The organism is Spiroplasma endosymbiont of Acasis viretata (assembly GCF_964031275.1).
GTDB classification, from domain to species: domain Bacteria; phylum Bacillota_I; class Bacilli_A; order Mycoplasmatales; family VBWQ01; genus Spiroplasma_E; species Spiroplasma_E ixodetis_A.
Map to the genome: position 1 here is coordinate 1,348,738 of NZ_OZ035019.1, position 13,967 is coordinate 1,362,704.

The window sequence follows — 13,967 nt, forward strand, 5'->3', positions numbered from 1 at the left end:
AAATTATTCCTTTTTTCCTTGATTTTACTTATAAATTGTACTATTTTTGATTATTTTTACAAGTATGCTTTTAAATGCAAAATAACGCCTAAATTAAAGGCCTTTATTTTATGAGACCTATACTATTAATTATATTGAAATTGTTTATTATATAGCAAATGTGAAGATACTTTTTTTCACAGTAGCATTATTTTTACCCCTAATTACATTTTTGTATGGATATACTGCATAAAACAAAGCATCATATGGGTCTTGATACATACTCTTGTCAGGAATGTTAGTTTTTGTTTCATCATAACGCAATTCTTCTAAACATTGAGTAGTTTTTGGTAAATCATCTTTATTTGCATAAAAGTTTCCATAACTCATAATATTTCTCATTCATACTACTCTATTAGTTAATCCGGCTTCTTGATTTAAATTTGAAGCATGTTTAATAGCAGTTTGTGTTATTAGAATAGTATTATGTTCATCTATTAATTTTTGATTTAATCAATCCATGGCTGTTCTTGCTTTATCATCATAAAAATAAATTGTTTGGTCAAAATTTTCAAAATTATCGATTAATCCTAAAATTTCATTAACATAAGCATTAATTTTTTCATTTTCATTTATAAAGTCATTTGGAGTAACTACTAATTCACAAATAATATAAGCATCATAATAACCAGTATTATTATATTCTTTAAATCCAACTACTATAAATACAGTATGGTCTTTTGGTCCCGTAGCTCAATCAATACCAACACTATAAAAATCAAATTTATACATATCTTTTTCTTGATTATAAAATTGTTTTAAATCGTATAATTGTCAATATTTTACAGTTTTTTGAAATGGAAAAATTGTTGCATCACTATCTAAAAATTCAAAACCATAAAAAACAGTATTAAATTCATCAGGATTACTTTTTTTCATTTCTAATAATGTTCTTTTTTGAATGTCTGGTAATCTATTTCAAAATGGTTGAATAGTAAATCTTAAAACAAATAAACCTAAACCACTAAACATATCTTTATTTTCATAATAAACTTTACCAACTTTTTTAAGATTTTTCATGACTTCATCATTTAATGGTAAAAATGGTGTACAGTATTTTAAATAAAATGGATGATATTTATCATAAGGATTACATGTAAAAGTAATGAAAAAACTTTTATAAAAATAACGAGTAATCAATTTTCCAAAAGTAGGACTATATATATTATTATCAATAAAAGTTCAACTTCATTCTTTAATAGGTTCTTTGGATACTTTAATACGATTACTTCTAAACATAGAGTTTTGTAAACGTTCATATCGATATGTTAATTGCTTTTCTGTTAGTGTTTCTTTTTCTTCTGCCATAATAATTTCATCTGTTCTTGAACCTAAAAAACTTGACCCACCCGCTTCTTTTCCAAAAATTTTATTACCATTAGCATAACCAATAAAGTCAATTTGTTGATTATTAGGAAAAATAATACAACCACCATCCTTAGTAATTTTTCATTTAATTCCATGTGGATTATTAGGTAGTAAATTAATATTATATGTATCTAATAAAACTTGACAAACATTCATTAAAGCACCAATTGTAGTTTCACTATGAGTATTTTCATATCTTCTTACTTCTTGAACACTACTATCACTAAAATTACAACATATAAATAAATCAAATGCTAAGCAATTTCAAGTTTTTCTTGTTCCACGTGCTGTTGGTATAAAACGATAAAAACAATTAGTAGTAAAATATTCGGCTCATTCATCACCAACAAATTTTTTAAAAATATCTCAACTAAAATCATAATTATTATCACTAAAATTAAGATTATATTTTTTATTTAATTGTGCATAACTAGTGATAAAAGCCATATTTACTCCTTATTAACATATATAAGTTAAAATTAAATTATTTAAAAGAAAGGAACATTAAAAATGTTAACACTACCATTCCCTAATCATTTTGATTGAGACAAACACTATTTTAATCAAGATGAATTAAATTTACAACAAACAGAAGAATTATTTAAAAAAATAGATGATTATTTATGAAATACATGTAATAAATCTTTATATAAATCATATAGATTTAGAAAAAGAAAATTAAAAACAAAAAAAGGTTTATTAAATTATAAACGACGTATTTGTACATATTATAACCCAAAAACACAAAAAAAAGGAATTTGTTTCATTATTAGATATATATCTTGGTGTTAAAAAGTATAGTAAATTAGCACCAGATGTTATTAAACAAATTTTAAAATATTTTGCTGATGGTAAAAAATACCGTGATGTTTGTGATACTTTTATTGAAGATTTAATAGGTACTAGTACAGTTTGTAGAAGATATCAAAAATTTGAATTACCAAAAGCAAATATTCCCAAAATACCATTACAACCAAATCAAAATTTATATGTAAATATTGATGATGGTCATCGAAAATTTAAGTTTAATGAAAAACACAATACTAAAAATTGTAAAAAATGTTCGATGAGATTAATAGTAATGTGTACTGGTAAAAAGAAAAATGGAAAATTAATTAATAAAAGAGCTGTATGTAAAATAAGAGTTTCAAAAACAGAAATTGGTGCTGAAAAAACCGCAAAATTAATAGAAAAATATGGTAATTTATTTTTTGAAAACTTTTACCAAGCAAATTTAATAGTTTGTGGAGACAGTGCAAAATGAATTAGAAAAACTGCTACAATTTTAAATGCCAAATTTATTTTAGATAAATTTCATGCTTTTCATGTTTTATTTCTTGGTATCATGGCTGGAAGAAGAAAAAATCAAATTGCTAAATTACACTATCAAAATGCAATAAATTTATTTGCCAAAGGTGAATATTATGAATTAATTGATTTTTTACAATCATTAACTTTACAATATAAAAAATTAAAAGTTGGTTATTTTATTAATGCAAAAGATGGTGTATTAAACCAAGCATTAGTTGAAAACATTGGTTGCTTTACTGAAACTAATATTAAACAAATTTTAAAGCATATGATTGGTGATAGAACTTATAACATTGATATGTATACAAAAATGGTTAATTTTAAATGCTATCAAATAAACACAGCAGTATAATTATTATAAAATAAAAATCCCTAATTAAGGGATTTGCCTAAGAGACCACGTACTTTACATACGCTTAGTAATCATAACGGTATACGGTTTATCTTAAAGGACTTTATTACATTATAACATATTAAAAACTTATTAAAGTAAACTTTAATAAGAATTTTTGACTTATAAAAGTAAGTATTATTATTGACTAATATTTTTCAAGTGTTAAGATTAACATACAATTGCATATTGAAGTCAAAATTATTCTCGTCTAACTTTATAATTTTAAGACAAATTTGAATATTATTGACAACATCGGTACGCTCCCTTATATCTTTTTGCAATAACTCTATAACTACTATACTCTTTTCAGTATTCTAATGTCATTAATAAACGATTTTCTATTGATAATTTATTAGGTTTACCAGCAATTTTTTAATTGCTTCAGCTTTTTTTAAAATTTCAACCATTTTTTGAAATGTTTGTAGTTTTATTCCCACTAAACTATAAAATTCTTGTTCATCTTTGTATTTTTTTAACATAATAATTATCACCTTTGATATTAATAATAACCGTTAAATTATTAAAATTAAAGGTTTTGCACCAAGTCTATTAGATCAAATTCAATCTTTTACACCATTACAAATTAGTTCATTTACAAAAGAACAGATTCCAAAATTTATAGCAAAACAAATTAAATCATTTTGGTCATCACAAATTCAAGTTTTTACAGGGGAGCAAATTTCATCTTTCATAGATATCCAGATTTCATCATTTACTGAACAACAAATTGTATCATTTTTTCCGTTGCAAATTCCATTTTTTAAACTAGAACAAGTTTCATTGTTTTTGCCATCACAAATTGCGGTTTTTACAAAAGATCAAATTCAAGCATTAACAATGGAACAGATTCAATCATTGACATGATTACAAATTAAGTCTTTTACATCTATTCAAATTCAGTCGTTTAAGTTATTACAAATTCAGTCATTTTTACCAATTCAAATTGCGGTTTTTACAAAAGATCAAATTCAATCTTTTACATTATTACAAATTAAATCATTGACAGAAAATCAAATTTCATTTTTTACGCCTTTGCAAATCCAAATCTTTACGCCAGAACAAATTCTATTTTTTACAAAAGAACAAATTTCTTGATTTACAACCGACCAAATTCAAGTTTTTACAGGGGAGCAAATTCCATATTTTACAAAAGAGCAGATTCAAGAGTTGACAATGGAACAGATTCAGTCTTTAATAGCCCAACAAATTCAAGCGTTTACAAAGGACCAAATTCCATATTTTACAGATATGCAAATTCAATGGTTTAGAACTGACCAACGTAAATTTTTTAAAGTAATAAGAATTCCAATTATTAATAAACTAAAAACTAGTTCATTAATAATTAAAGAAAATTAATTTTTTGTAGAAGAGAAAATTGGAAAAAAAAGTAGTCAATGAAGTTTAAAAAAATTTTGATTTTTAGTTATTAGTTTCTTTTTCACAACAACTTCAATATTTAGTTTATTTTATATTTTTAAAAAAAAATAAAAATCAACTTACAAAAAAAAGTAAATTAAAAAAAGAAGAAGACAACTTTAATGAAAATAGTTTAAATAAAATGTTAGAACCTGTTTAAAATCTTTTCAATAAAATTGAAATAAAGGCAAGAACAACCATTTGTAAGCTAGTATTTAATTTTTTTTCACAATTTTTTCATAATCTTCTGCATTTTTCTAATCATGCAAAACTTCGTTCTACAACTCATCTTTTTGGTAATACTACAAAAGAATGTAATTCATTACGTTTTATAACTTCAACATTTGCATTTATAATTGTTTTAATTTTAGAAGCAAATTTTTCACCAGTATAACCAGCATCTACTAGTATTTTTTGAACTGCAGAAAGATTCTCTTTTTCATTTTCAATCATTATTATAGCACTATTACGATCTGTTTTTTCTGCTGTGGTTATGTAAATTGCATGTGGTAAACCTTGAGAATCAACAGCAATATGACGCTTTATTCCTGAAATCTTTTTACCAGCATCATAACCTTTATTTTTAGTAGTATCTGTATTTTTAACACTTTGTGAATCAATTATACAAAAACTAGTTTGTTCTTTTCTACCATTATTGATACGAAATGCCTTGACTAATTTTTTTTAAAACTAATTGTAATACACTAGGTTCTTTATCATTATTTTTACTTCAAGCTTGAAAATAATAATATACAATTTGTCATTTTGGAAAATTTTTTGGTAACATTCTTCACTGGCAACCACTTTTTAATACATATAAAACTGCACAAAATACTTCATATAAATCTAAACTTCTTGGTTTAGTTCTCTTTTTAGTATTTTCTAAAATTGATTTTATATTTTCAAATTGCTCTTTGCTAACATTACTAGGATAATTTTTACACATATATACCTCTTATTTTAAAATATATAATCATTTTATCCTATTCTCTAAAAGATTTTAAACAGGTTCTTAGAATCTAAAATTAATTTTATTGAACTTACAAAATCAGAAATTAACCAGGAATCTTTTAATAAAAGTAATATTAAATCATATAATAATCAAGTTTTTTATAGTAATTAAAATAATTATAGTAAATTATTTTTTCTAACTTCGAAGAGAAAAGACTTGGTGCAAAACCTTTAATTTTAATAATTTAACGGTTATTATTAATATCAAAGGTGATAATTATTATGTTAAAAAAATACAAAGATGAACAAGAATTTTATAGTTTAGTGGGAATAAAACTACAAACATTTCAAAAAATGGTTGAAATTTTAAAAAAAGCTGAAGCAATTAAAAAAGCAGTTGGTGGTAAACCTAATAAATTATCAATAGAAAATCGTTTATTAATGACATTAGAATACTGAAAAGAGTATAGTAGTTATAGAGTTATTGCAAAAAGATATAATATTAGTCATACTAGCTGCATTCGTAATATTTTTTGAATTGAAAATACTTTAATAAAAAGTGGAATTTTTAATTTATCTGGCAAAAAAGATTTAATCAAAAATAAAGGAATCAATAATACTTTACTAGCTATTGATGCTACTGAAACTCCAATTGAAAGAATTAAAAAAAACTAAAATTACTTTTTTCGGGTAAAAACAAACATCATACTCTTAAATCGCAAATAATTATTGATATTTTAAATGGAAAAATTATTTCAACCGCTTTTTGTTTTGGAAGCATTCATGATTTTAAATTACTTTTAAAATCTAAAACTTTTATTCATCCAGAAAAACAAGTTTTTGTTGATTCAGGTTATCAAGGAATACAAAATATTCATAAAAATACATTTTTGCCATTTAAAAAAAGTAAATACAATAAATTAATACCAATTCAAAAAGAATACAATAAAACTTTAAGCAAAATTAGAATTAAAATTGAACACGTATTTGCTAAACTAAAACGTTTTAAAATTTTAACTTTAAAATATCGCAATAAAATACGAAGATTTGCATTAAGATTTAATTTAATAGCAGAAATATATAATTTTGAATTACCTTAGTTTTGCACCAAGTCTAAAGAAAAAAAATATAATATAAATACAATTTTTTTTGGGTACTAAGTTTTCTAAGTTTTTTTATGTTAAAATAATAAAGATTTTATTACTTTACAAGTAATAATAAGTATAAGTAATAATAAAGAAAAAAATGGTGATTTACTTTATGTGAGATCGTAAAATTTTACGAAAAATTAATAAACAAGTTAAGGAAATAATTAGCCTTGATGAAACAATGAGAAAAATTAAAGATGAAGAATTAGCAAATAAAACAGTTGAATTCAGAACCAGATTGGCAGAAGGTGAGACTTTAGATGATATTTTAGTTGAAGCTTTTGCGACAATTAGAGAAGCAGCACGAAGAATTAGTGGATTACATCCATATCCTGTTCAATTAATTGGTGGTATTGTTCTTCATAATGGCGATGTTGCTGAAATGCGAACTGGTGAAGGAAAAACTTTAACTGCTGTGATGCCAATTTATTTAAATGCTTTAAGTAGTAAAGGTGTTCATGTTATTACTGTTAATGAATATTTAGCAGCAAGAGATGCCGAATTAAATCGACCAATTTTAGAATTTTTGGGAATTACTATTGGCGTTAGTCTTCGTGATCATTCTACTAATCAAAAACGTGAAGCGTATTTAAAAGATGTTACATATACAACTAATTCAGAATTAGGCTTTGATTATTTGCGTGATAATATGGTTAAGGTTTATCCAGAAAAAGTTCAACGTCAGCTTAATTATGCTATCATTGATGAGGCGGACTCTGTTTTAATTGATGAATCAAGAACACCTTTAATTATTTCTGGTGGTTCAAAAAATCGTACTCCTTTATATCAAGCATCAGATGTTTTTGCAAAAACTTTAATACCTGAAGATTATAAAATTGATTGAGAATCACGTCAAATTGCATTAACAGTAACGGGTGTTAATAAAGCCCAAAAACAGTTTAATTTAAAAAATTTATTTGATATTGATAACTCGGAATTATTTCATCATATTCAAAATGCACTTCGTGCTAATCATGTTTTCAAATTAGATGTAGAGTATGTTGTTAAAGATGGTGAAATTGTGCTAGTTGATCAGTTTACTGGTAGATTAATGCCTGGTAGAGTATATAGTGATGGACTTCATCAAGCTTTACAAGCTAAAGAAAATGTTACAATTCAACAAGAAACAACAACAGTAGCTACTATTACTTATCAAAACTTTTTCCGTTTATATAATAAACTAAGTGGTATGACAGGAACTGCTAAAACCGAAGAAGAAGAGTTTGTAAAAATTTATAATATGAGAGTAATTAAGATTCCTACTAATAAACCAATTATTCGAGAAGATAAACCCGATCATGTTTTTGCTTCATTAAATGCTAAATTTAAATCTTTAATTGCAGAAGTTAAAGAACGACATACTAAAGGACAACCAATTTTGATTGGTACTGCTAATGTTGATGTATCAGAACGAATTGCTAATATGTTAACTTTGGAAGGAATTAAGCATGAGATTTTAAATGCTAAAAATCATGCTCGTGAAGCTGATATTATTGCTAGAGCTGGTGAAAAAGGATCAATTACTTTAGCAACGAATATGGCAGGACGTGGAACAGATATTAAACTTGGTAAGGGTGTTATTGAACTTGGTGGCCTTGCTGTATTAGGTACTGAAAGAAACGAAGCACGAAGAATTGATAATCAATTACGTGGAAGAGCCGGAAGACAAGGTGATCCTGGATTTTCACGATTTTATGTTTCAATTGAAGATGATTTGATGTTACGTTTTGGTGGTGAAAAATTAAAAAAAGCTTTTGCAAGTTTAGGTGAAGACTATATTAGATCAAAAATGTTAACTAGATCAATTACTAGAGCACAACAAAAAATTGAAGGTATGAATTTTGATGCACGAAAAAACTTATTAGATTATGATAATGTTATTGCTCAGCATCGTGAAGCTACATATCATCAACGTGATAATATTTTACTTGCTGATGATTTATTAGATTTAATCAAAAATATGCACAGAACAGTAGCACGTGATTTACTAAATATTTTTAATAAAGTTGTTGGTAGAGAACAGTTTATTGATTATGATGAATTAGTTAAAGGTATTGAAAATAAATTAATTAAACCTAATGATTTAATTGCAGAAAAGTTAAATCGATTAAGTATTGAAGAAAATATTGATTTAATTGTTGAAAAATCTTATAATTTTTATCTTGAAAAAAGAGAAAAATTAAATGATGTTATTATAAAACAAATTGAAAATAGTGTTATTTTACAAACTTTTGATCAATATTGAACTAATCACATTGATGCTTTAAGCAAACTGCGTGCAGGAATCCATTTGCGTGGTTATGCGCAGTTAAATCCCTTACAAGCTTATATTGAGGAAGCTTCAAAATTATTTAATCGTATGAAAATCAATGTTGCTCATCAAGTTATTATTATGTTACATAGCATTGATACAGAACAACATCAGGTTCGTGATTGTCAAGATGTATTGGATACAGTATTAGCAAGTAATGTTGAAACTAAAACTAAAATTGGATAATTAATCTTTATTTAAAAAACTAAGTATTAGGTAATGTTTAGTAATCTGTGTAACTTACAAAAATAACTATGTTTAATTAATTCTAGTAAATATAATTAAATGACTAGAAAGAGTGAGTTACAGATGGCTAAAAAGCAAAATATTAATAATAATGATCCAATATCAAAAGCAGTAGATTTATTATTAGAAAATACTGAAGATTTAACAACAGTTTTTAAAGAGGGAGGATTGTATAAAGAATTAACAAAAAGATTAGTAGAAAAAATGTTGAATTCTGAGATGCAAAATTATTTAGGATATGATAAGAATCAACATAGTAATAGTGACAATGCTCGTAATGGTATAAGTTCAAAAAAATTAATAACTCAACAAGGTAAAATTGAGATTGATGTACCACGAGATCGCAATAGTAATTTTAATCCTGTAATAGTTGCAAAAAGACAAAGAAGATTTGATGGTTTTGATCAACAAGTTCTTTCTTTATATGCAAAAGGTATGACATTATCAGATATTAGAATGCAATTACAAGAGTTATATCATGGTGCTGATATTAGTGAAAGTGTTATTAGCCAAATTACTGATGATGTTATTGATGATGTAAAAGCATGGCAAAATCGACCATTAGAAAGTGTCTATCCGATTGTTTATTTTGATTGCATAGTAGTGAAAGTACGACAAGATAAAAGGATTATTAATAAATCAGTTTATATAGCTTTAGGAGTTGATTTAGAAGGTAAAAAAGATGTTTTAGGTTTATGAATTAGTGAAAATGAAGGTGCTAAATTTTGATTAGCAAATTTAACAGAAATGAAAAATCGTGGCTTAAATGATATTCTTATTGCCTGCAGTGATAATTTAACAGGCATGTCAGAAGCAATACAATCAGTTTATCTTAGAACCTGTTTAAAATCTTTTAGAACCTGTTTAAAATCTTTTAGAGAATAGGATAAAATGATTATATATTTTAAAATAAGAGGTATATATGTGTAAAAATTATCCTAGTAATGTTAGCAAAGAGCAATTTGAAAATATAAAATCAATTTTAGAAAATACTAAAAAGAGAACTAAACCAAGAAGTTTAGATTTATATGAAGTATTTTGTGCAGTTTTATATGTATTAAAAAGTGGTTGCCAGTGAAGAATGTTACCAAAAAATTTTCCAAAATGACAAATTGTATATTATTATTTTCAAGCTTGAAGTAAAAATAATGATAAAGAACCTAGTGTATTACAATTAGTTTTAAAAAAAATTAGTCAAGGCATTTCGTATCAATAATGGTAGAAAAGAACAAACTAGTTTTTATATAATTGATTCACAAAGTGTTAAAAATACAGATACTACTAAAAATAAAGGTTATGATGCTGGTAAAAAGATTTCAGGAATAAAGCGTCATATTGCTGTTGATTCTCAAGGTTTACCACATGCAATTTACATAACCACAGCAGAAAAAACAGATCGTAATAGTGCTATAATAATGATTGAAAATGAAAAAGAGAATCTTTCTGCAGTTCAAAAAATACTAGTAGATGCTGGTTATACTGGTGAAAAATTTGCTTCTAAAATTAAAACAATTATAAATGCAAATGTTGAAGTTATAAAACGTAATGAATTACATTCTTTTGTAGTATTACCAAAAAGATGAGTTGTAGAACGAAGTTTTGCATGATTAGAAAAATGCAGAAGATTATGAAAAAATTGTGAAAAAAAATTAAATACTAGCTTACAAATGGTTGTTCTTGCCTTTATTTCAATTTTATTGAAAAGATTTTAAACAGGTTCTTAAAACAGAACATCAATTATGCATAGTTCATCAAATTAGAAATAGTTTGAAATATGTCTCATATAAGCATAGAAAATCTCTAGTTGGTGGTTGGCCCTTAATTACTGGACCATTTTTGATATAAAATTCTAAATTTTAATTTGTAAAATTGGTGGTTTTAGAAATTTAGAATGTATTCTTTCATAATTATAAAACATAACATATTGATTTACATCATTTATAGCTTCATTGATGGATAAATATTGATTTGATCCTTTAGGTAGTCATTCTTGAGATAAATGAGAAAATCAGTTTTCAGATAATACATTACCACCAATATCATAAGGTTGTTTTTTGCTTAAAATTATTTGTTTATCCTCTGCTCATTTTGTGATATCGTGACAATAAAATTCGTTGGCGTTATCTGAATGTAAAATAACATTTTTTACTTGATTTCAAGAAAATTGTTTGTTGATTTTTTCAAGAGCAGGAAGAATTAAATCCTGATATGATTTATTAGGAGCAATATTATAACTAACAACATTATTTGAATAAAAATCAATAATTACAAAAAGATATAATCATCCTTCTTTAGTATTTATTTGTTTAGTGTCCATTGATCAAATTTGATTTGAAGAGGTTGTACTTTTATAATCTTTGTTTACTTTATCCATTGTAGGTATTCACTTATTTGGATTTTTTTTGTTTTTAGGATAGTTATTTTTAGTTTGTTTTAATCCTTGAATATTGTGTTCTTTCATAATTTTTCGCATTTGTTTTATTGATAATTCTATATTTAAAATGATATTTTTTTCTTGTTTTAATCACTCTTTAAAAGCTGAAAAAATTCTTAAATATCCATAAATTCTGCCTTTTCTTGTAGAATGAAATTCGATTAAAAGTTGGCATATTTTTTGATATTTATGATTGCATTTAATAATATGATTTTCTTCTTTTTTAATAGGTTTTTGTTTATTTTTTAAAAAGTAATATGTTGATCTGTTTAATTGAAGATATTGACATAGGTTTCTAATTGAATATTGATTTTTACAATCATCAATAATTTTAATTTTTTCTTTGATATTTAATTTGTTAATTACTAATGCTATTTGTTTAATTTTATCCATTAATAAAAATCCTTTCAGGTTAAAATTAGTGTTAATTATATAACACAATTGTTTTTAGAATACATTCAGGTTTTTTAAATTAATGGTCTAGTAAAAAGGGCTAAGTGGCAAGTGGCGTTGCAGATTTAAAACCAATTTATACTGCATGTAGTGAAGAACAAGCAATGCAGGCTTTAGAATCCTTTGAAAGTAAATGAAATAAACAATATCCTCAAATTGCTAAATCTTGATATAAAAATTGAGATAATTTAATGGTTTTTATTAGTTATCCAGTAGAAATCAAAAGAGTGATTTATACTACAAATGCTATTGAATCTGTAAATAGTCAATTACGAAAAGTCATCAGAAATAAAAAAGTTTTTCCAAATGATATGGCAGTTTTCAAAATATTTTACTTAGCAATTGAAAATATAACAAAAAAATGAACAATGCCCATTCAAAATTGAAATACAGCAATTGCTCATTTTATGATAAAATTTGAAGATAGAATTAATCTAAACTAGTACTTTGTAAAACAAAGATACACAGATTACATAAAAGCCTCAAGTATTAAAATACTTAGTTTTTTAAATATGTTTTTTTATTCTATTTGATTTTTTTCTTTATGTTTTCATGACTTATTTTTAAATATGTTTTTATTTTTTTTACTGTCATAAGTGACTGAAGTTGTTCAATGGGGGAAATTATTACCTTTAGTAACAGCATTATTATTATTCATGGGTACTAAATTTTTAATATAATTAGTTCCATCTGCTGTGGTGGGACGTTCATAAATAATAGTTCAATTTAAACTTTCAATTGGATCATTAAGCTTCGGTTGTGCAATAAAATTATGTCAAAACATTAAGGCACCCGCATAATCTCGACGGTATAATTGTGGATTAAAATTATTGATAATTTCTCCTTTATTTCATACTTCTTCAATTTGTTGTGGCGTTCATATTGCTTGTTCATTATTATTATTATTATTTGTTGAAGAAGTTATGTTTTGATTAATTTCATTTTGTGAATATAGTGCTTTTGCTTCTAGTGACATATATTTCTTTTTTCTACTTTTTTTAATAAAGCATATACAAGAAATTATTAAAACTATAAAATAAAAAAATTCTAATCCTCATGGAATAATGAAAAATAGTTTTTTACGAATAGTTATCACAGAAGCAAATTTATAAAAAGCAGCATATCCACCAAAGGAAAAAAATAAAATTGATCCAATAATAAAAAATAATGATATTCATAACATAATTCTAGTTAATATTAGAGAAATAAAGTCATTATTTTTTAAAAAGATAAAAGGAAAAGCAACAATACCTAAAATTATGAAGCCAAAGCCCAATACTGCAATTGTCAGAGTTGGAAAAGTTAAATTGAATTTAAAAAATTTCTTAGTGATTAAATTATCAATAAGGATTAATAAATCAGTAGTTTCTCTTTTAAAGAAAATAATTCATAAAACTCAACTAATTATTAAAGTTATACTTGTTAATCATGAAAAAATTATAATAAGTCAATTATTATAATAGTTAATACTTTTCTTTGTTGAATAATTATCATCAACAGTTTCTTTAAATATCTTTTTTTTCATTTTTAAAAACCTTATAATATTTTATTGTTAATCAGTTCTATTAATTTTTCTTTTTTCATAATATCTCTCCAAAACTAACTTATTATTTTTGTGTATATTTTGTTACTGTATTATTGAATGCTTGTTGATAACATTTACCACTGCAATATATAAATTTATCACGATATAAAGAGTCAAATGTATATTCTTTCTCACATGATGAAATATAGCATTTAGTTGTAATAATTGGCATAATCTAATTAACCCCCCTTTAAATTTATATTATATATTTTACATGATTTCTGTTTTATCATTTTATTAATTATTTTTTTATATTTTAAGTGTTTTATATATTAAAATTTATATTATTTTAAATAGTGCAATAGATTTAG

At 24.6% G+C, this 13,967-nt stretch carries 12 protein-coding genes and 2 pseudogenes; 9 read left to right on the forward strand and 5 right to left on the reverse strand.

Going from position 1 to position 13,967, the window contains the following annotated elements:
* Positions 1-147 precede the first annotated feature (147 nt).
* On the reverse strand, positions 148-1,854 hold the full coding sequence (locus AAHM96_RS07555; protein ID WP_342272910.1) for a hypothetical protein: 1,707 nt from the start codon (positions 1,852-1,854) through the stop codon (positions 148-150).
* A gap of 283 nt (positions 1,855-2,137) precedes the next feature.
* Between AAHM96_RS07555 and AAHM96_RS08610 the strand changes: the two genes are divergently transcribed.
* Complete coding sequence (locus AAHM96_RS08610; RefSeq protein WP_425288789.1) at positions 2,138-3,070, forward strand: Mbov_0401 family ICE element transposase-like protein; 933 nt, start codon at positions 2,138-2,140, stop codon at positions 3,068-3,070.
* Positions 3,071-3,450: 380 nt separating this feature from the next.
* Here AAHM96_RS08610 and AAHM96_RS07565 read toward each other — a convergent pair whose 3' ends face one another.
* Complete coding sequence (locus AAHM96_RS07565) at positions 3,451-3,591, reverse strand: hypothetical protein (protein WP_342273126.1); 141 nt, start codon at positions 3,589-3,591, stop codon at positions 3,451-3,453.
* Positions 3,592-3,898: 307 nt separating this feature from the next.
* On the opposite strand from AAHM96_RS07565, the gene AAHM96_RS07570 reads away from it, so the two are divergent.
* Positions 3,899-4,468, forward strand: a complete 570-nt coding sequence (locus AAHM96_RS07570; protein ID WP_342273127.1) for a hypothetical protein — start codon at positions 3,899-3,901, stop codon at positions 4,466-4,468.
* Positions 4,469-4,684: 216 nt separating this feature from the next.
* Here the strand turns inward: AAHM96_RS07570 and AAHM96_RS07575 are convergent.
* Positions 4,685-5,474 (reverse strand): IS5 family transposase gene (locus AAHM96_RS07575; protein WP_342272742.1). Its coding sequence is split into 2 segments (ribosomal slippage): positions 4,685-5,212 and positions 5,214-5,474, totalling 789 coding nucleotides; the frame shifts between segments, so codons are not numbered across the junction.
* A gap of 287 nt (positions 5,475-5,761) precedes the next feature.
* Between AAHM96_RS07575 and AAHM96_RS08615 the strand changes: the two genes are divergently transcribed.
* The 6 genes and pseudogenes from AAHM96_RS08615 (at position 5,762) to AAHM96_RS07600 (ending at position 11,029) form a co-directional block, all read left to right on the forward strand.
* Positions 5,762-6,154: a transposase family protein gene (locus tag AAHM96_RS08615; protein WP_342272745.1), complete on the forward strand. Its 393-nt coding sequence runs from the start codon at positions 5,762-5,764 to the stop codon at positions 6,152-6,154.
* A gap of 2 nt (positions 6,155-6,156) precedes the next feature.
* The gene (locus tag AAHM96_RS08620) at positions 6,157-6,579 is read left to right on the forward strand and encodes a transposase family protein (RefSeq protein ID WP_342273670.1); all 423 of its coding nucleotides are present in this window, start codon (positions 6,157-6,159) and stop codon (positions 6,577-6,579) included.
* 160 nt (positions 6,580-6,739) lie between these two features.
* On the forward strand, positions 6,740-9,124 hold the full coding sequence (gene secA / locus AAHM96_RS07585; RefSeq protein WP_342273128.1) for a preprotein translocase subunit SecA: 2,385 nt from the start codon (positions 6,740-6,742) through the stop codon (positions 9,122-9,124).
* Positions 9,125-9,247: 123 nt separating this feature from the next.
* Positions 9,248-10,024 (forward strand): annotated as a pseudogene (locus AAHM96_RS07590) (IS256 family transposase); the annotation flags it as partial.
* An 82-nt stretch (positions 10,025-10,106) separates the two neighbouring features.
* Positions 10,107-10,896 (forward strand): IS5 family transposase gene (locus AAHM96_RS07595; RefSeq protein WP_342273012.1). Its coding sequence is split into 2 segments (ribosomal slippage): positions 10,107-10,367 and positions 10,369-10,896, totalling 789 coding nucleotides; the frame shifts between segments, so codons are not numbered across the junction.
* Positions 10,856-11,029 (forward strand): hypothetical protein, encoded by a 174-nt coding sequence (locus AAHM96_RS07600; protein WP_342273750.1) that lies wholly within the window; start codon positions 10,856-10,858, stop codon positions 11,027-11,029. The genes AAHM96_RS07595 and AAHM96_RS07600 overlap by 41 nt, the downstream gene beginning before the upstream one ends.
* A 4-nt stretch (positions 11,030-11,033) precedes the next feature.
* Here the strand turns inward: AAHM96_RS07600 and AAHM96_RS07605 are convergent, their stop codons facing one another.
* Complete coding sequence (locus AAHM96_RS07605; RefSeq protein WP_342272824.1) at positions 11,034-12,011, reverse strand: IS3 family transposase; 978 nt, start codon at positions 12,009-12,011, stop codon at positions 11,034-11,036.
* 119 nt (positions 12,012-12,130) lie between these two features.
* Between AAHM96_RS07605 and AAHM96_RS07610 the strand changes: the two are divergent.
* Positions 12,131-12,514 (forward strand): annotated as a pseudogene (locus AAHM96_RS07610) (transposase); the annotation flags it as partial.
* Between the two features lie 77 nt (positions 12,515-12,591).
* Here AAHM96_RS07610 and AAHM96_RS07615 read toward each other — a convergent pair.
* On the reverse strand, positions 12,592-13,596 hold the full coding sequence (locus AAHM96_RS07615) for a hypothetical protein (protein WP_342273131.1): 1,005 nt from the start codon (positions 13,594-13,596) through the stop codon (positions 12,592-12,594).
* Positions 13,597-13,967: the final 371 nt, after the last annotated feature.